Origin of the sequence: Rhizobacter sp. (assembly GCF_032229685.1) — a bacterium.
Lineage (GTDB): Bacteria > Pseudomonadota > Gammaproteobacteria > Burkholderiales > Burkholderiaceae_C > LMDS01.
Map to the genome: position 1 here is coordinate 54,380 of NZ_JAVTWP010000008.1, position 18,571 is coordinate 72,950.

14 protein-coding genes are annotated in these 18,571 nt (G+C 67.7%); 8 read left to right on the top strand and 6 right to left on the bottom strand.

Features of this window, described 5'->3' with window-relative positions; genetic code table 11:
- Positions 1 to 131 precede the first annotated feature (131 nt).
- Genes AC30PD_RS03350 through AC30PD_RS03360 form a run of 3 tightly spaced genes read left to right on the top strand, consistent with a single transcriptional unit; the run spans position 132 to position 3,483 of the window.
- Positions 132 to 1,127: a FecR domain-containing protein gene (locus AC30PD_RS03350; protein WP_489534225.1), complete on the top strand. Its 996-nt coding sequence runs from the start codon at positions 132 to 134 to the stop codon at positions 1,125 to 1,127.
- Positions 1,124 to 2,005: a c-type heme family protein gene (locus AC30PD_RS03355; RefSeq protein ID WP_489534226.1), complete on the top strand. Its 882-nt coding sequence runs from the start codon at positions 1,124 to 1,126 to the stop codon at positions 2,003 to 2,005. The genes AC30PD_RS03350 and AC30PD_RS03355 overlap by 4 nt, the downstream gene beginning before the upstream one ends.
- Complete coding sequence (locus AC30PD_RS03360; protein ID WP_489534227.1) at positions 2,002 to 3,483, top strand: serine/threonine-protein kinase; 1,482 nt, start codon at positions 2,002 to 2,004, stop codon at positions 3,481 to 3,483. Before AC30PD_RS03355 ends, AC30PD_RS03360 begins: the two co-directional genes overlap by 4 nt.
- Positions 3,484 to 3,490: 7 nt before the next feature.
- On the opposite strand, the gene AC30PD_RS03365 is transcribed toward AC30PD_RS03360, so the two are convergent.
- From AC30PD_RS03365 to uraH, 5 genes are all read right to left on the bottom strand, one after another.
- A complete protein-coding gene (locus tag AC30PD_RS03365; RefSeq protein WP_489534228.1) occupies positions 3,491 to 5,188 on the bottom strand; it encodes a hybrid sensor histidine kinase/response regulator in 1,698 nt (565 codons plus the stop codon).
- Between the two features lie 96 nt (positions 5,189 to 5,284).
- A complete protein-coding gene (locus AC30PD_RS03370; RefSeq protein ID WP_489534229.1) occupies positions 5,285 to 6,658 on the bottom strand; it encodes an 8-oxoguanine deaminase in 1,374 nt (457 codons plus the stop codon).
- Between the two features lie 10 nt (positions 6,659 to 6,668).
- Positions 6,669 to 8,171, bottom strand: a complete 1,503-nt coding sequence (locus AC30PD_RS03375) for a nucleobase:cation symporter-2 family protein (protein ID WP_489534230.1) — start codon at positions 8,169 to 8,171, stop codon at positions 6,669 to 6,671.
- A gap of 40 nt (positions 8,172 to 8,211) precedes the next feature.
- Positions 8,212 to 9,411, bottom strand: a complete 1,200-nt coding sequence (locus AC30PD_RS03380; RefSeq protein WP_489534231.1) for a urate hydroxylase PuuD — start codon at positions 9,409 to 9,411, stop codon at positions 8,212 to 8,214.
- Between the two features lie 201 nt (positions 9,412 to 9,612).
- Positions 9,613 to 9,966 (bottom strand): hydroxyisourate hydrolase, encoded by a 354-nt coding sequence (gene uraH / locus AC30PD_RS03385; protein ID WP_489534232.1) that lies wholly within the window; start codon positions 9,964 to 9,966, stop codon positions 9,613 to 9,615.
- Positions 9,967 to 10,061: 95 nt separating this feature from the next.
- Between uraH and AC30PD_RS03390 the strand changes: the two genes are divergently transcribed.
- The 5 genes from AC30PD_RS03390 to AC30PD_RS03410 are packed head-to-tail and all read left to right on the top strand — an operon-like array spanning position 10,062 to position 15,845.
- Positions 10,062 to 10,796 carry a GntR family transcriptional regulator gene (locus AC30PD_RS03390; RefSeq protein WP_489534233.1) on the top strand — a complete coding sequence of 245 codons (735 nt, stop codon included), beginning with the start codon at positions 10,062 to 10,064 and terminating at the stop codon, positions 10,794 to 10,796.
- Positions 10,797 to 10,822: 26 nt separating this feature from the next.
- Positions 10,823 to 11,752: an allantoinase PuuE gene (gene puuE, locus AC30PD_RS03395; RefSeq protein ID WP_489534234.1), complete on the top strand. Its 930-nt coding sequence runs from the start codon at positions 10,823 to 10,825 to the stop codon at positions 11,750 to 11,752.
- Positions 11,753 to 11,804: 52 nt separating this feature from the next.
- Positions 11,805 to 12,803, top strand: coding sequence for a Bug family tripartite tricarboxylate transporter substrate binding protein (locus tag AC30PD_RS03400; protein ID WP_489534235.1), 999 nt, complete (start codon positions 11,805 to 11,807; stop codon positions 12,801 to 12,803).
- A gap of 14 nt (positions 12,804 to 12,817) precedes the next feature.
- On the top strand, positions 12,818 to 14,596 hold the full coding sequence (gene uraD / locus AC30PD_RS03405; RefSeq protein WP_489534236.1) for a 2-oxo-4-hydroxy-4-carboxy-5-ureidoimidazoline decarboxylase: 1,779 nt from the start codon (positions 12,818 to 12,820) through the stop codon (positions 14,594 to 14,596).
- Positions 14,597 to 14,621: 25 nt separating this feature from the next.
- A complete protein-coding gene (locus AC30PD_RS03410) occupies positions 14,622 to 15,845 on the top strand; it encodes a M20 family metallopeptidase (RefSeq protein WP_489534237.1) in 1,224 nt (407 codons plus the stop codon).
- Between the two features lie 62 nt (positions 15,846 to 15,907).
- On the opposite strand, the gene AC30PD_RS03415 is transcribed toward AC30PD_RS03410, so the two are convergent.
- A complete protein-coding gene (locus AC30PD_RS03415; protein WP_489534238.1) occupies positions 15,908 to 18,568 on the bottom strand; it encodes an Ig-like domain-containing protein in 2,661 nt (886 codons plus the stop codon).
- Positions 18,569 to 18,571 lie beyond the last annotated feature (3 nt).

An 18,571-nucleotide genomic window follows, 5' to 3' on the forward strand; every position in this document is an offset into this window, starting at 1 on the left:
CGATTTGGGAGGGCAACCTAATGCGACCCCCCAGAACCTCATCGCAACGTCCCCATTCGGGGCGATTTTCCGTATGCCGGGTGAGACCTAATCTTCTTGCACGCCGGCCCACCCGGCGAGGAGCCGCCACCATGATCCGACCCGCCCTGTACGCCGCGCTGCTGACCGCGCTCACCATGCTGCCCGTGCATGCCGCCGAGCCCACGCTCGGTGTACTCACCATCAAGGAAGGCGACCTGGTGGTGCTGCGCGAGACCCGCGAGTTCGCCGCGACCGAAGGCCTGCGCCTGCGCGCCGACGACATCGTGCGCAGCCGCGCCGACACCCGTCTCGCACGCATCGAGCTCGACGACGGCAGCGTGATCGACCTCGGCCCCGCCACCGAGTTGCTGCTGCAGCCGCGTGCTCTCGCCGCTGCTTCGGAGCGGGTCAGCTCGCTCTACCTGCTGCAGGGCTGGCTCAAGGTCGGCACCGGCTCGGGCAAAGCCGCGTCGAACGTGGTGCTCGCGATGCCGCAACTCGGCGTGGCCCGGCTCGCCGGCAGCGTGGTCGTGCGGGCCACACCGCAGGCCTCGCTGGTGTTCGTGGAAAGCGGCCGCGCCGACGTGTTCGAGCGCGCCGAGGGCCGGCCCGCCGACCCGAACAGCCTGAAAGACGGCGACGCTTTCGCGGCCCGCGCCGCCCAGCCCGGTGCGCGGCTGCGGCGCCCGCCGGCCGACCTGATCGACGGCCTGCCACGCGCGTTTGCCGACTCGCTGCCGCGCCGCGCCGCGCTGTGGCAAGGCCGTGCCGTGGAAGCGGGCGCCGGCGCCGAGCCAGCTTATGCGAGCGTGGCACCGTGGATCAATGCCGAAGCGCTGCTGCGGCCTTCGTTCGTGCAGCGCTTCGGCCCGCTGGCCCGCGACAAGGCCTTTCGGGTCGGGCTGGTGGCCGAGTTGCGCACGCACCCTGAATGGACCCGCGTGCTCTTCCCCGAAAAACCCAAAGCCAAGCCGGTGCTGCTGGCCGCCGCCAAGCGCAGCCCGGCCGCGCCGGTGGCAGCGGCGCCCGCACCGGCCGCCGCACCCGCACCAGCCGCCGAACCTGCGCTGGCACAAGCACACGCATCCCTGACGGAGACCCCATGAAGCTCTTGTTCAAGTTCAACCTCGTGTTCCTGGTCGTGTTCCTGATCGGCCTGGCGGCCACCGGCGTGCTCACGCGCAAGCTGCTCGAACGAAACGCGCAAGACGAAGTGCTGCAACAGGCGCGTTTCCTGTTCGACAAGGCGCTCGCGGTGCGCGCCTACACCTCGAAGCAGGTGGCACCGCTGCTCGAGACGCAGATGAAGTACGCGTTCCTGCCGCAGTCGGTGCCGGCGTTTTCGGCCACCGAGGTGATGGCCGCGCTGCAGAAGAACCACGCCGACTACAGCTACAAGGAAGCCACCATCAACCCCACCAACCCGCGCGACCGCGCAATCGAATGGGAAGCCGACGTGATCGGTGAATTCCGCAAATCGCCCGAGGCGAAGGAGTTCATCGGCCAGCGCGACACACCGGCCGGCCGCGCGCTCTACATCGCGCGCCCGATCAAGATCACCGACGGCGCCTGCCTGCGCTGCCACAGCACCGTCGACGCCGCGCCGCGCACCCTGGTCGACAAGTACGGCCCGGCCAACGGCTTCGGTTGGCAGCTCAACGAAACGGTCGGCGCACAACTCGTCTCGGTGCCGATGGCCGTGCCGCTGGCACGCGCCCACGACGCCTGGGTGCTGTTCATGGGCATGCTCACAGCCGTGTTCGCCACGATCGCGGTGGTGCTCAACCTGATGCTGTGGTGGCTGGTGATCCGCCCGGTGATGCAGCTCTCGGGCATCGCCGACCGCGTGAGCCTGGGTGAGCTCGGTGCGCCCGCCTTCGACGCCACGGCACGCGACGAGATCGGCCGGCTGGCCGTGTCGTTCAGCCGCATGCGCAAGAGCCTGGTGCAGGCCTTGCGGTTGCTCGAGGCCGCACCAGCATGAGCGCCCGCCCCATGCTCGGCGACCCGGCGCAGCCGCTGTTGCAGCGCCTGGGCAAGTACGAGATCGTCGGCGTGCTCGGCCAGGGCGCGATGGGCATCGTCTACAACGCGATCGACCCGCACATCCATCGCCGGGTGGCCGTGAAGGCGGTGCGCGCGCCGCTGCTCGGGCCGGCCGCGCAAGACCTGATGGCGGCGCAGCGCTTCAAGACCGAAGCCCAGGCCGCAGGCCGCCTGTGCCACCCGAACATCGTCTCGGTCTTCGAGTACGGCGAGTCGGGCGAAGACCGGTTCATCGCGATGGAATACGTGCACGGCGTGTCGCTGCTCGAACTCACGGCGCAGGGCCGGCGCCTGCCGCTCGACGACGTGAACAGCCTGATGATGCAGTTGCTCGACGCGCTCGAGTGCGCCCACGAACAAGGTGTGTGGCACCGCGACATCAAGCCCGCAAACCTGCTCGTCACGCCCGACGGGCGCCTGAAGGTCACCGACTTCGGCATCGCGCGCATCGAGGCGTCCGACCTCACGCAACCGAGCTCGGTGCTCGGCTCGCCGGGCTACATGGCGCCCGAGCGCTACACCGGCGAAGCACCCGACTGCAGCGTCGACATCTTCTCTTGCGGTGTGCTGTTTTACGAGCTGCTGACGGGCACACCGCCATTCCGCGGCAGCACCAGCCAGATCATGTACCAGGTGCTGCACGACACGCCGCCGGGGCCGTCGACGCTGGCGATCGAAACCCCGCCGCCAGAGCGTTTCAACGCGGTCGTGGCACGCGCACTCGCACGCCGCCCCGAAGATCGGTACAAGAGCGCGGCGCAGATGCGCGCGGCGCTGCTCGAAGCCGCGGGCGCGCCCATCGCGCCGCACCTGTCGCCGGCCACCATGAATGCGCCGCGGTCTGCGGCAGACGCCATGGCCACCGTGATGCTGCCGCGGGGTGTGCCGAGTGCGCCGGTGAAAGTGGCGATCACCACCGAGGCGAAGCCGAACCCCTCAAGCACCCTCGCCCCGCCGGTGTGCGACGACCCCCTGCTGCCCGCGATCGAAGCGGTGCTCGTCGACCACCTCGGCCCGGTGGCGCGGCTGGTCGTGCGCGACGCCGCCCGGCGCAGTACCGACCTGCACGACCTGGTCGCACGCATCGCCGCCGATGCGCTCGACGCCGACGAGCGCGACGGCTTTCTGCTGCGCGCGCAGTCGTTGCTGCCCTTGCAGAGTGCCACGCCCGCCGCCGCGCCGCCACCCGAAGCCAGCCGGTTGCCGGTTCTCGGCAGCACGCCATTGACCGACGCCGTGGTCGAAGGCGCCCGGCGGCTGCTCACGCAGCACATCGGACCGATCGCCGCGGTGCTCGTGCGGCGCGCCGCGGCCCGTGCCAAAACCTGCGAGGCGTTCTTCACCGAACTGGTGGATCAGGCCGGCGAAGACGCCGACGCGAAGCAGTTGCTGGCGCAACTCTGGCGCATCGTCTGAAACCGGCTCAGGCGGCAGGGCTCGCCAGCACCTCGCGCAGCAGCACGCACAGCTCCTCGACCGTGTTCTCCTTCTGCAGCAGGCGGCGCACGCCGGCCCGTGCCGCAGCGCTGCGCAACTCGTCGGTGAGGTAACCCGAGCTGATGACGACCGGCAGGCCCGGCCGCAACGCGCGCACCGCGCGGGCGACCTCGAGACCCGAACCGCCCGGCATGTTGAAGTCGGTGACGACGATGTCGAAAGCCGCCGGGTCTTCGCGCAGCGTTGCCACCGCGCCCAGCGCGCCGCGGCTGGTGCTCACGCGGTAACCCGCGCCTTGCAACAAGCCCTGCACCATCACGACCATCATCTCGTCGTCGTCGACATAGAGCACGTGCTGGCCAGTGCCGCGCGGCGGCTCGGCACCATGGCCGGTGGCGCTCGGCGCGTCTTCGGAAACGGCGGCGAGCGGCAACACCACGTGGAACACGCTGCCCTTGCCGGGTGCGCTTTCGACCGTGATCGCCCCACCATGCTCGGCCACGATGCCGTGCACGACCGACAGGCCCAGCCCGGTGCCTTCGGCGGCCCCACGGGTGGTGAAGAAGGGCTCGAAGATGCGCGCGCGGGTGGCCTCGTCCATGCCGACGCCGCTGTCGCGCACCCACAGGTGCGCGTTGTCACCGGGCGGCCCCTGCACCGCGAGCGGCTTCAGTCGCTCTGGCAGCGTGAGGTGCTCGAGCCCGACCTCGATGACCCCGGCATCCTGCTCGAGCGCGAACGAGGCATTGGTGCACAGGTTCATCAGCACCTGCTGGATCTGCGTCGCATCGGCGTTGACCCAGAGCGGTTCGTCGCTCAGGCGCAGCTCGATGCTCACGCTGGCCGGCAAGGTGGTGCGCAGCAGCGCGATCGTTTCTTCGAGCACCGGTTGCAGCGGCTGCACCACCAGGTCGTGTGGCTGGCGCCGGCTGAAGGCGAGGATCTGCTGCACCAGGCTGCGCGCCCGCGCACCGGCCTGGCGGATCTGCGCCAGCCGTGCCTGCGCCGGGTGACCGGCTTCGATGTCTTGCTGCGCCAGCGCCAGGTTGCCGAGAATGGCCCCGAGGATGTTGTTGAAGTCGTGTGCGATGCCACCGGCCAGCGTGCCGATGGCCTGCAGCTTGTGGGTCTCGCGCAGTTGCGCCTCGAGCCCCTGGCGCTGCTGCTCGGCGCGCCGCGTCTCGGTGATGTCGGTCGCCTGCACGACGAAACAGTCGACCTCGCCCTGCGCGTTCTTCACCGCGGTGATGGCCGCGGCCGCCACCCGCATCTCGCCCGAAGACGAGTTGAAGACGTCTTCGTTGAGCAACGGCCCGTCGGCCGACGCGGCCTGCCTGAGCCGCTCGGTCCAGAGCGTTTGTGCCTCGGGCACGTGGTGCCACCAGACCGTTTCCCAGAACAGCCGCCCGACGATCTGGTCGGCCGGCACGGCGCCGGCACGCAAGGCCAGTTGTTCGCTGATCTCGGTCACGCGGCCCTCGGGCGACAGGATCACCATGAACTGGAACTGCTGGTCGAAGACGCTGCGAAAGCGCTGCGCGGCCAGTTGCAGATCGGCCTGCGCCCGGCGCAGTGCTGCACGCTCGGTGTGGAGCTGGCTGCGCAGGCGGCGGATCGTCGTGCTGGCTGCGGCCGAAGGCACAACGGCATCGGCGGGCTCCTGGCGGCGACGGGGTGAGCGCATGGGCAGCGGGGGAACCGCGCTGGCCAGAAGGGGATTCTTCGTGGCGCTGTCGGCTGGGCCGCAGTTTAGGGCCAGTCGATCGCCGAACCCGACCCCCTAATGTGTCGAATACACCGCTTGAGCAAGCTGCGCTGCCAGGCGGTTGTGGCGCTCCACCAGCAGCGGCAGCTCCAGCGTGGTGATGCGGCCGTCGCGCACGACCACGCGGCCGTTGACGATCGAATGCCGCACCCGCGGCACCTGGCAGAACAGCAAGGCGGCGAGCGGGTCTTGCAGCGCCCCGGCCGTGCCGATCTCGTCGAGCGGCACGGTCACGATGTCGGCCGCCATGCCCGGAACGAGCGCACCGATGTCGTCGCGACCCAGAACCTTCGCGCCGCCGAGCGTGGCGATCTCGAGCGCCTCACGGGCGCTCATGGCCGACGGGCCTTTCACAGGACCATGGGCCACACGCTGCAGCAGCATCGCCATGCGCGCTTCGCCGAGCATGTGGCCGGCGTCGTTCGACGCGGCGCCATCGACGCCCAGGCCAACCGACACACCCGCATCGCGCATCGCGCGGACCGGCGCGATGCCCGAGGCCAGCCGCATGTTCGAGCACGGGCAGTGCGCCACGCCGGTGCCGGTGCGCGCGAACAATGCGATGCCGGCAGCGTCGAGCTTCACGCAGTGCGCGCACCACACGTCGGGGCCGAGCCAGCCGAGCTGCTCGGCGTATTCGGCCGGCGTGCAATTGAACTTCTCGCGCGTGTAGGCGATGTCGTTGTCGTTCTCGGCCAGGTGGGTGTGCAAGGAGACGCCATACTCCCGTGCGAGCAGCGCCGAATCACGCATCAGTTCGCGGCTGACCGAAAACGGCGAACACGGTGCCACCACGATGCGCTGCATCGCGAAGCGCCCCGGGTTGTGCCAGCGCTCGATCAGGCGCTGCGTGTCTTTCAGGATGTGTTCTTCGCGTTCGACCACGCGGTCGGGTGGCAACCCGCCCTGGCTCTGGCCCACGCTCATCGAGCCACGCGCCGCATGGAAGCGCATGCCGATCTGCGCGGCGGCCTCGATGCTGTCGTCGAGTCGCACACCATTCGGGTAGATGTAGAGGTGGTCGCTGCTGGTCGTGCAACCCGACAGCAGCAACTCGGCCATCGCGGTCTGGGTAGACACCTGCACCATCTCGGGCGTGAGGTTCGCCCAGATCGGGTACAGGCCCTGCAGCCAGCCGAAGAGTTCGTTGTCTTGCACACAGGCGCGTGTGAGCGTCTGGTACATGTGGTGGTGTGTGTTGACCAGGCCGGGGATCACGATCTGGTCGTGCGCGTCGATCACTTCGTCGGCGGTGGCCGGCAGCTCGCCGCTCGCACCCACCGCCTCGATCACGTTGCCTCGCACGAACACGGCGCCACCGGCGATCTCGCGCCGCTGCGCGTCCATCGTGACGAGCATGCGGGCGTTGTGAATCAACAGCGTCGACATGCCCGTTTTCTCAATGCGCTTCGGCCAGCTTCGCCGCTTCGATCGCGTCGGCCGAGCCGCCCTTGCTGCCGTTGAAGTACAGGTTCAGCAGCACCGCCGCGATGGCCGTGAGCAGAATGCCCGACTCCAGCAGCGGGTGCAGCGCATGCGGCATCTGCTGGCTCCAGCGCGGCGCCACGAGCGGGATCATGCCAGCACCGATGGCGATGGCCACGATGTACAGGTTGTGGCGGTTGTTCTTGAAGTCGACGTTCGCGAGGATGCGGATGCCGGTGGCGGCCACCATGCCGAACATCACGAGGCCGGCGCCGCCCAGCACGAACTGCGGCACCGATTCGACCAGCGCCGCCATCTTCGGCAGCATGCCGAGCACGACCATGATGATGCCGGCCGCCACGCAGACCCAGCGCGAGCGCACGCCGGTCACGCCCACCAGGCCCACGTTCTGCGAGAAGCTGGTGTACGGAAAGGTGTTGAACAGGCCGCCGATCAACGTGCCCAGGCCGTCGGTGCGCAGGCCGGCCGAGAGTTCTGCCTGGTTGATCTTCTTGCCGGTGATGTCCGACAGCGCCAGGAACATGCCCAGCGACTCGATCATCACGACCACCATCACGAGCGTCATGGTGAGCACCATCACGATGTCGAAGGTCGGCACGCCGAAGGCAAAAGGCGTGACCACGTCGAACCAGTGCGCCTTGCCGACCTTGTCGAAACCCATCTTGCCGAGCGCGACCGCGAGCACACAGCCGGCCACGATGCCCAGCAACACCGAGATGTTGGCCAGAAAGCCGCGCGAATAGCGTGTGATCAGCAAGATGACAACGAGCACGAACGCGGCGATCGCCATGTTGTCGAGCGCACCGTAGTTCAGGTTGTCGATCATCGGCACCGGGCCGGGCAGGCGCATCGCCGGGGCCGAAGCGCCCACCGGTGCCGACGCCGCGGCGGCCGCCGCGTTGGCCTTCACGCCGTCGACCATCGCCACGAGCTTGGGCACGTCGACGCTCTGCGCCAGTGGCGCCGGCCCGCCCATCGCCCAGCCGATGCCCACGCGCATCAGGCTGATGCCGATGACGGCGATGATGGTGCCGGTGACGACCGGCGGGAAGAACCGCAACAGCCGGCCCATCACCGGTGCGATCAGGATCGACAGGATGCCGGCGCCGATGATGGCGCCGAAGATCGCCCGCGCGCCGTCGGGCCCCGGCACCTGGTTGGCCATGGCGACCATCGGGCCGACCGAGGCGAAGGTCACGCCCATCATCACCGGCAACTTCACGCCGAACCAGCGGCTCATGCCGAGCGACTGGATCAGCGTGACCAGGCCGCAGCAGAACAGGTCGGCCGAGATCAGCAGCGCCACCTGCTCGGGCGAGAGCTTGAGCGCGCGGCCCACGATCAGCGGCACAGCCACGGCGCCGGCATACATCACGAGAACGTGCTGCAACCCGAGCGCCGCGAGGCGCGGCGCCGGCAAGACTTCGTCGACGGGGTGAACGGTGGTGGTGGTCATGGTTCTTCCTCCGGAGATCGTTGTTGAGTGGGTCGCGCTTTTACTTCGTCGGCGCGCCGGCGTTGAACCAGCGCCCGATCAGGGCCCGTTCGGCATCGGTGATCTGGGTGGCGTTGTTCATGGGCATGGTCTTGAGCACCACCGCCTGCTGGTACATCGCCTGCGCGTTCTTCGCCACGAGCTCGGGGGTGTGCAGCGCGATGTTCTTGCTCTGCAGGTTCTCGTTGTGGCACATGGCGCAACGCTGGTCGATCACCTGGCGCAGTTCGGCGTAGGTGACGGCAGGTGCGCCCGCTGCCGCCTTGGGCTGGGGCGCCGGCGCAAGCCACACCGCCAGGCCCACGATCAGCAGCGTGCCGACGATGGCGTAGGCCCAGGGCACCGGCTTGCCTTGCACCAGCGCCTTGTGGCGCGCCACGAAAGAGTGGCGGATCAGCGCACCGGCCAGCATGATCAACACCAGCACCAGCCAGTTGTGCGGCGCGCTGTACAAGAAGCCGTAGTGGTTGCTGAGCATCGCGATCAGCACCGGCAGCGTGAAGTAGGTGTTGTGCACACTGCGCTGCTTGGCGCGCTGCCCGTGGATCGGGTCGACCGGCTCACCGGCCTTGAGCTGCTTGATCACCGTGCGCTGGCCCGGGATGATCCAGAAGAACACGTTGGCACTCATGGTCGTGGCGAGCATCGCTCCGACCAGCAGGAAGGCGGCGCGCCCGGCGAACAACTGGCATGCCAGCCACGAGGCGAACACCACGAACAGCGTGACGCCGATGCCGACGATGCGGTCACCGCCCGCACGCTGCCCGAAGGTGCGGCAGATCACGTCGTACACGACCCAGCAGACCACCAGGAAAGCGAGCGCCGCAGCGATCGCGGCCGGGCTCGACCAGGCGTACAGGCTCTTGTCGATCAGGAAGGTGCTGGCCTGGTACAGGTAGAGAACCGTGAACAGCGCGAAACCGGTGAGCCAGGTGGCGTAACTCTCCCAGTAGAACCAATGCAGGTTCTCGGGGATGACCTTGGGTGCCACCGCGTACTTCTGCGGGTGGTAGAAACCGCCGCCGTGCACCGCCCAGAGTTCGCCGCCCACGCCTTTTTCTTTCAGCACCGGGTCGGCCGGCGGTGTGAGGCTGTTGTCGAGAAAGACGAAGTAGAACGACGACCCGATCCAGGCGATGGCCACGATCACGTGGGTCCAGCGCAGCAGCAGGTTCACCCAGTCGAGAACATATGCATCCATGCGGCAGTCGCTCCAGTTGACAGCACAAGCCGGTGCTGAGGCTCAGTTCAGCAAATATCGGGCCTGTGTGATCCCTTGCCACGGCGGGCTCTGCAAGGAAGGAACGTCACGACCCGTAGGAAACGGGGCTCCGCGGCGACGCATGAAAAAGTGTATACACTTATTTATGCGAATCGCATACGGGATTACCCGAAACGTGCTTCAGCTGCCGCGGTAGGTCGAGTAGGCCCAGGCGCTGGCGAGCAAAGGCACGTGGTAGTGCTGGCCCACGGTCGCCAGGCCGAAGTCGAGCGGCACCTCGTCGAGGAAAGGCGGTTCGGCCAGCGTTTCGCCGCGCGCGCGAAAGTAGGCCGCCACAGCGAACACGAGCCGGTACGTACCGGGCTGGAATGCCGCGCCTTCCAGCAGCGGCGCATCGGCCCGGCCGTCGTGGTTGAGCGTGACCGACTTGATCAAGACCGGCGTGGCACTGCTCATGTTGTACAGGCGCACGGCCATGCCGGCGGCCGGGCAGCCGTTGGCGGTGTCGAGCACGTGGGTGGTGAGTTTTCCCAAGGGGTTCTCCGGCAAGGGTTGTTGAATGAATGTTGACCTCTGCGTAAAAGTGTATACACTTTGAACCACAAATCAAGCGCAATTCAACAGCCGCCATGCCCCGCACCGCCCCGAAGCTGCAAGTGATCCGCACCGCACGCCCGAGCGCGGCACGCAGTGTGGCCAGCGAAGCCACGGCCACGCAGCGCATCGCCGAGTCGATCACCACCGCCATCGTCGAGCGCCGGCTGATGCCCGGCACCAAGCTCGCCGAGCAGAAGATCGCCGACATCTTCAAGGTCTCGCGCACGCTGGTGCGCCAGGCGCTCAACCAGCTGAGCCGTGACAAGCTCATCACGCTCGAGAGCGCGCGCGGCGCCCGCGTGGCCGAGCCCAGCGTCGAAGAAGCGCGCCAGGTCTTCGACGCACGCAACATGCTCGAGGCCGCGATGATCAAGCGTGCCGCCGTGGCGCTGAGCAGCGAGCAGATCGCCGAACTGCGCGCGCATCTCGCGGCCGAGAAAGCCGCGATCCAGATCACCGACGTGTCGGGCCGCACGCGGCTGCTGGCCGACTTTCACGTCGTGATCGCACGCATGCTCGGCAACGAGGTGCTGGCCGGCATGATCGGCGAGCTGGTCTCGCGCTGCTCGCTGATCGCGCTGATGTACCAGTCTTCGCACTCGGCCGAACACTCTTTCGAAGAGCACGTGGCGATCGTCGACGCGATCGAAAAGCGGGACGTGCGCTCGGCCGCGCGCCTGATGGAATCGCACCTGCACAACGTCGAACGCAACCTGCAGCTCGACCCGCGCGTGGCCGATCTCGAATCGGTTCTTCTGCCACGTTGAGCCACGTTGAACCCGACATCCACCCGATGAAACCAACCGACTACCCCCGCGACCTGATCGGCTACGGCCGCACCCCACCCCACGCGCAATGGCCGGGCCAGGCGAAGATCGCCGTGCAGTTCGTGCTCAACTACGAAGAGGGCGGCGAGAACTGCGTCTTGCACGGCGACCCGTCTTCGGAGACGTTTCTCTCCGAGATCATCGGCGCGCAGGCCTTCGAGACACGCCACCTCTCGATGGAGTCGATGTACGAATACGGCTCGCGCGTCGGCGCCTGGCGGCTGCTGCGCGAGTTCGAGAAGCGCGGCCTGCCGCTCACCGTGTTCGGCGTGTCGATGGCGCTGCAGCGCAACCCCGAACTGGTGGCGGCCTTTCTCGAGCAGAAACACGAGATCGCGTGCCACAGCTGGCGCTGGATCCACTACCAGCACATGAGCGAATCGCGCGAGCGCCGCCACGTGGAGATCGGCACCAAGATCATCCGCGACATGACGGCCGGCGAATGGCCGCTCGGCTGGTACACCGGCCGCGACAGCCCCAACACCAAGCGCCTCGTGGCCGACCACGGCGGCTACGAATACGACAGCGATTACTACGGCGATGACCTGCCGTTCTGGATGCCGGTCGAAAAGAGCGACGGCAGCACGATGCAGCGCCTGATCGTGCCCTACACGCTCGACACCAACGACATGCGCTTCGCCTCGATGCAGGGCTTCAACACCGGCGACCACTTCTTCAATTACCTGAAGGACGCGTTCGACGTGTTGTACGAAGAAGGCGACGAAGCACCGAAGATGCTGAACATCGGCATGCACTGCCGCATCCTCGGCCGGCCGGGGCGCTTCAAGGCGATCCAGCGCTTTCTGGACTACGTGCAGCAGCACGAGCGTGTTTGGGTGTGCCGGCGCATCGACATCGCACGGCATTGGGCACAGACGCACCCCTGCCCGGCCTGAGGCACGAAATCTGCTCCGACCCCTTCTTCTCAACCCCATGAAGGATCGCCCCATGAACACGCCGCTTTCAGGTTCCGCCGCCGCCCGCACGACCCGCCGCGACGTTCTGCGTTTCGCCGCCGGTGGCGCCGCCGCGCTGGCCTTCCCCGCCTTCGCGGCCTACCCTGACAAGCCGATCCGCATGATCGTCACCTTCGCGGCCGGTGGCGCGAGCGACATCGTGGCGCGTGTGGTCGGCGAGCAACTGGGCAAAAAGCTCGGCCAGCCCGTGATCGTGGACAACCGCCCCGGCGCCGGTGGCAGCATCGGCGGCCTGGCCGTGGTGCAAGCAGCCCCCGACGGCCTGACGCTGATGCTGTCGAACTCCACGCCCGTCTCCATCGGCCCGTTCGCGCTCGAGAAGCAGCCCTACGATCCGCTCGCCGACCTGACGCACATCGCGTCGATCGGCTCGGCGCCCTGTGTCGTGATGGCCAACCCGGCCGCCGGCATGAACACCATCGTCGATCTGGAAAACGCGGCTCGCAAATCGGGCCAGATGCAGTTCGGCTCGGGCGGGCCGGCTTCCATCGGCCACATCTACGGCGAGCTGATGGTGCGCACCATGGGCATCAAGATGACGCACGTGCCCTACCGCGGAGGCGCACCCATGACGACCGACCTGATCTCGGGCCTGATCCCCGTGGGCATCGACGTGATCACCGCCTTCGTGCCTTACTTCAAGAGCGGCCAGATCCGGCCTATCGCTGTCACTTCGGCACAGCGCTCGCCGCTCGCCCCTGACGTGCCCACCGTGCTCGAGTTCGGCTACAGCAAGCTGGTGCTCGACAACTTCTTCGGCATCAGCGGCCCGGCGAAGATGCCGGCCGACGTGGTGGCGCGCATCAACGCCGCCGCCAACGAAGTGCTGGCGCAGGCCGACATCAAGAAGCGCCTTCTCGACCTGGGCGTGAGCGCCACGCCGGGCACGCAGGCCGCCTTTGCCAGCTTCGTGCGCGACCAGGTCACCGCCCTCCAGCCGCTCGTGAAGAGCGTTCGTGTCACCCTATAGAACAGTTCACCGCCATGCCTCTGACCCTCTCTGAATTCAACGCCGCCAGCGCCGAGCAGGCGCTGGCGATGCTCGAAGGCCTGTACGAACATTCGCCGTGGATTGCTGAAAAGGCGATTGCACGGCGGCCTTTCAGTTCGCTCGCGCAGATGAAGCGCACGATGGTCGAGGTGCTCGCCGAAGCCGGGCCAAAGACGCAGGCCGACCTGATCCGCGTGCACCCCGAGCTGGCGGGCAAGGCGATGGTGAGCAAGACGCTCACGGCCGAGTCGACGCACGAACAAGGCCGGGCCGGGCTCACCGAATGCACGCCGGCCGAGTTCGCACACATCCAGGGCCTGAACGCGGCCTACAACAAGAAGTTCGGCTTCCCGTTCACGGTGGCGGTGCGCGGCCCGCGCGGCACCGGCCTGACGCGCCAGGAGATCATCAAGACCTTCGAGCGGCGCCTGGCCAACCACCCCGACTTCGAACTCGCCGAGTGCATCCGCAACATCCACCGCATCGCCGAGATCCGCCTGAACGACAAGTTCGGCTTCGAACCGGTGCAGGGCAACCAGGCCTGGGACTGCGCCGAACTGCTCGGCCGCCACACCGACCCCGGCTACGGCGAGCGCAATGAACTCACCGTCACCTACCTGACCGACGCGCACCGTGCCTGTGCCGCGCAGCTGAAAAGCTGGATGCTCGAATGCGGCTTCGACGAAGTGACGATCGACGCGGTGGGCAACGTCGTCGGCGTGTACCACGGCAGCGACCCGAAACAGAAGCGCCTGCTCACCGGCAGCCACTACGACACCGTGCGCAACGGCGGCAAGTACGACGGGCGCCTGGGCATCTTCGTGCCGATGATCTGCGTGCGCGAGCTTCACAGGGCCGGCAAGCGCCTGCCCTACGGCTTCGAGGTCGTGGGCTTTGCCGAAGAAGAAGGCCAGCGCTACAAGGCGACCTTTCTCGGCTCGGGCGCGCTCACGGGCCACTTCAACCCGGCCTGGCTCGACCAGAAGGACGCCGACGGCATCACGATGCGCGACGCGATGCGCCTGGCCGGCCTGCCGGCCACGCTGGAAGCGATCCGCAGCGTGAAGCGTGACGCCGACCGGTACCAGGGCTTCATCGAGGTCCACATCGAACAGGGCCCGGTGCTCAATGCGCTCGATTTGCCGCTGGGCGTGGTCACGTCCATCAATGGCAGCGTGCGCTACCTCGGCGAAGTGATCGGCATGGCCAGCCACGCCGGCACCACGCCGATGGACAGCCGGCGCGACGCCGCCACCGCCGTGGCCGAACTTGCGCTGTACCTCGAGAAGCGCGCCGCAGCGGCGCCGAACCTGGTCGGCACCATGGGCATCATGACGGTGCCCAACGGCTCGACCAACGTGGTGCCGGGGCGCTGCCAGTTCACGCTCGACATCCGCGCCACGACCGACGAAGTGCGTGATGCCTGCGCGAAAGACGTGCTGGCCGAACTCACCCGCATCTGCGAACACCGCGGCCTGAACCACACCATCGAAGAGACGATGCGCGCCGCCGCAGCGCCCAGCGCGCCGGCCTGGCAGAAACGCTGGGAACGTGCCGTCGAAGCGAGCGGCCTGCCGGTGTTCCGCATGCCCAGCGGCGCCGGCCACGACGCGATGAAGCTGCACGAAGCGATGCCGCAGGCCATGCTCTTCGTGCGCGGCCAGAACGCCGGCATCAGCCACAACCCGCTCGAGTCGAGCACCAACGACGACATGCAGCTCTCGGTCGATGCATTCATGCACGTGCTGAACCAGCTCGCCACCGAATCCTGAACCTGAACCTGACCCCTCGCAGACCATGACCCCGTACCAACAACTCGACGCCTGGATCGACGCGCACTTCGATGAAGAAACGAAGTTCCTGCAAGCCCTGGTGCAGGTGCCCACCGACACGCCGCCCGGCAACAACGCACCGCATGCCGAGCGCACCGCCGAGCTGCTGAAGGGCTTCGGTTTCGATGCCGAAAAGCACCCGGTGCCGCAGGCGGAGGTCGCGGCCTACGGCCTGCAGTCGTTGACCAATCTGATCGTGCGCCGCTCTTACGGTGCCGGCCGCGTTGTGGCCCTGAACGCGCACGGCGACGTGGTGCCGCCCGGCGAAGGCTGGACGCACGACCCGTATGGCGGCGAAGTGGTCGACGGCAAGCTCTACGGCCGCGCCTCGGCCGTGAGCAAGAGCGACTTCGCGACCTTCACCTTCGCCGTGCGCGCGATCGAAACACTGAAGGCGCAGTTGAAGGGTGGCGTGGAACTGCACTTCACCTACGACGAAGAATTCGGCGGCGAGCTCGGCCCGGGCTGGCTGCTGAAGAACAAGCTGACGAAGCCCGACCTGCTGCTCGCGGCCGGCTTCAGCTACCAGGTGGTCACCGCGCACAACGGCTGCCTGCAGATGGAAGTGACGGTGCACGGCAAGATGGCGCACGCCGCCATTCCCGACACCGGCGTCGACGCGCTGCAGGGTGCGGTCGCGGTGCTGAACGCGCTGTACCACCAGAACACGCTGTACAAGAACGTCACGTCCCAGGTCGAGGGCATCACGCACCCGTACCTGAACGTGGGCCGCATCGAAGGTGGCACCAACACCAACGTGGTGCCCGGCAAGGTCGTGCTGCGGCTCGACCGCCGCATGATCCCGGAAGAAAAGCCGGCCGAGGTGGAAGCCGCGATCCGGCGTGTGATCGCGGATGCCGCGGCCGCCTGCCCCGGCATCACGGTCGAGATCAAGCGCCTGCTGCTGGCGAATTCACTGCGGCCGATGGCCGGCAACGAGCCGCTGGTCGACGCGCTGCAGAAGCACGGCGCCGAAGTCTTCGGCGAGCCGATCCCCACGTCGGGCACGCCGCTCTACACCGACGTGCGCCTGTACGGCGAAGCCGGCGTGCCGGCCGCCATCTACGGCGCCGGGCCGCGCACGGTGTTCGAGTCGAACGCCAAGCGGGCCGACGAGCACCTGGTGCTCGAAGACCTGCGGCGCGCCACCAAGGTGGTGGCACGCACGCTGTTCGATCTGCTGCAGTAGATCTGCCGCAGCAAAAGCGTTCGCGCGCCAAGGCGCGCGAACGTCACGGTCGACCCCGCCCGTCAGTTGATGAACGAGATCGGCCCGATGTTGAGGAAGGTCGGGTACGAGGGCGGCGTGCTCGGCGTCAGGTTGACGTAGTTGAGGTTGCTGCCCGACAAGCGCACCACGACCGAGCCGATCGCCGCCCAGACGCTGTTCACCGTGTAGGCACCGCCGCAGCTGGCGGTGAGCACGAAGTCGGTCTTCGGCACGATGTACTCCGAGCCAGCGCCGATCTTCTGCGCCGTGACGGCCCTGGTGAGTTCGGGCCGGCCCGAGGGGTTGGTGCAGGCCGCGTTGGTCGGGCCTTGCAGCACCACGTCGGCCTGGGCCGTGAAGTTGCCCCTTTCCCACGACTCGGCGTCGCCCCAGAACTTCAGCTTGATCTTGGCGAAGGCAGAAGCGTCGGCCGTGGTGTTGCCGGGCGCGTTGACGAAACCACCGAAGTAGGCGTCGGCGTAGGTCGGCGTGGCCGGCTTGCCGATGCCGTAGTAGAAGTTGTAGACACCGCCCGCGTTGCACGCACTGCCACACACCGAACCGTCTTCGAAGATCCTGATCGCGTACAGACGCGGGTCGACGAAGAAACCGACCGTGCCGTTCTTGTCCGACTTGGCGGTGTTGGCGCCCAGGTTGCCCGAATAGTCGCTGGCGTAGATGCCGCCAGTGAATGCGCCACCACCGCCACCGCCGCCGGCGGCAGTGCCGTAGAAGTGGATGTTGTCGACGTAGATCGTGCCGGCCACGTTCGGCTCCAGCTTCATCTGGATGATCGCCGCTAGGTTGGGCGAGGTGTACTGGCTGAGCGGAATGTCGATGCTGGTCCAGCTGCCAGCCGTGAGCGGCTGGGTGATGCCGTTCTCTGACCCGCCGCCGATCAACGAGACCTTGAGGCTGGCCACGTCGGCCGTCCACACGTCGAGGTGCAGCGTGCCCTTGGTGCTGACGTTCTGCGGGTTGCCGGCCCAGTCGATGCCTTCGTACAGCGCGGTGCCGCCGAAGGTGTAGCGCAGCGAGCTGTTGCCGGCGATGACGGGTTCACTGAACACCACGGCCGGGCTCTGGCCCCAGTCGGGCTTCTTGTCGATGCCGGCGACCGTGCTCGCATCGCTGTAGATCACGGTGGCGCCGGCGGGGATCACCGTGGTCGGTGCGCAGGTCGGCGCCGTGCTGCCGCAGGCCACGCTGCCGCCACCGGCGGTGCCGGAGAAGTAGATGTTGTCGACGTACAAGGTGCCCGCGACGTTCGGCTCGAGCTTGATCTGGATGATCGCGGTCTTGTTCGGCACGGTGTACAGCGCGAGGTCGATGTCGACGGAATTCCAGCTGCCGGGCGTGACGGCCCGCGTGACAGCATTCTCCTGGCCGGCACTGATGATCGAGACCTTCACGCTGGCGATGTCGGCCGACCAGAAGTCCAGGTGCAGCGTGGTCTTGCCCGAGACGTCAACCGCATTGGCCGACCAGTCGATGCCCTCGTAGAGCGCCGTGCCGCCGAACACGTACTTGAGCGACTTGTTGCCAGCGATCGTGGGCTCGCTGGAGACGACCGGCGGGCTCTGGCCCCAGTTGGGCGCAGTGTCGAGGCCGGCGATCGAAGCGGCGTCGCTGTAGATCACGGTCGCACCCGACGGGATCACGGTCGTGGGTGCGCAGGTGGGCGCCGTCGTGCCGCAGGTGCCACCGCCGCCCCCTCCGCCACCGGTGGTCGGGACGAAGCGCACGTCGTCGAAGTAGTAGGTCTTCTGCACGGCGGCCGACTGGGCGCGGCCGAAGTCGAAGAAGATGGTGGCCTTGTTGTAGTTGGTGGCCAGGTTGATGGGCGCCGTGCCCGCCGCCTGCGTGCCGAAGTCGAAGCTCAGCGTCTGCCAGCCGGCGGCGGTGGTGACGGTGGCCTCGGTCTCGACCGACTTGGCGGGGTCGGTGCTGTCTTCGACCTTCAGGCGCACCGGGATGTTCGCGTCGGGCGACCACACACGCACCGACATCGTTTTGTCGTTGGCGTTGAACGGGATCTTCGGCGTGAAGCCGGTCTGCACGTTGTTGACCGTGGCCGTGATGGTGGTGCCGGCGTAGGTTTCTGCACCGGCCGCGCGCACGACCCTGGCCACCTTGTTGGCGGCGTCGGTCGGGTCGACCACGATGCTCGAATCTTCGGCGCCGCCGAAGCCCACCAGTCCGTAGGCGATGTCGGTGGCGTCGAAGCTCACCGGCAAGGACATCGGCGTGCGCGCCGCCGTGTCGAAGGCACGCTGCGCCGAGACGGCGCTGGTGTTGGTGTTGCCGGCGGCGTCGCTCACCGCCCCCGCCGCCACGCTGACGTTGATGGTGCCGGCGCTGTTCGGCGCGGGCGTGACGACCAGCGTCGCGACCGTGGTGGCGGTGCGCAGGAACGCGCCCGCGGTGCCACCCGTCACCGTGATGTCGCTCGCCGTGAAGCTGATGCCCACGTCTTCGCTGAAGGTGAAGGTGAAGGTCACCGGGCCGGTGGCAGGCGTGGCAGCACCCACCACGCTGTCGGTGATGGTCAAGGTCGGGGCCACGGTGTCGGCCGCCCCGCCCGGCGTGGTGGTCGTGCCGGCGGGTGGCGCCTCGGCGTCGCCGCCGCCGCATGCGGCCACCAGCAAGGAAGCCGCCAGCGCGAGCGTTGACAGGGCCATCGTGCGAGAAAACAGTTTCATGGT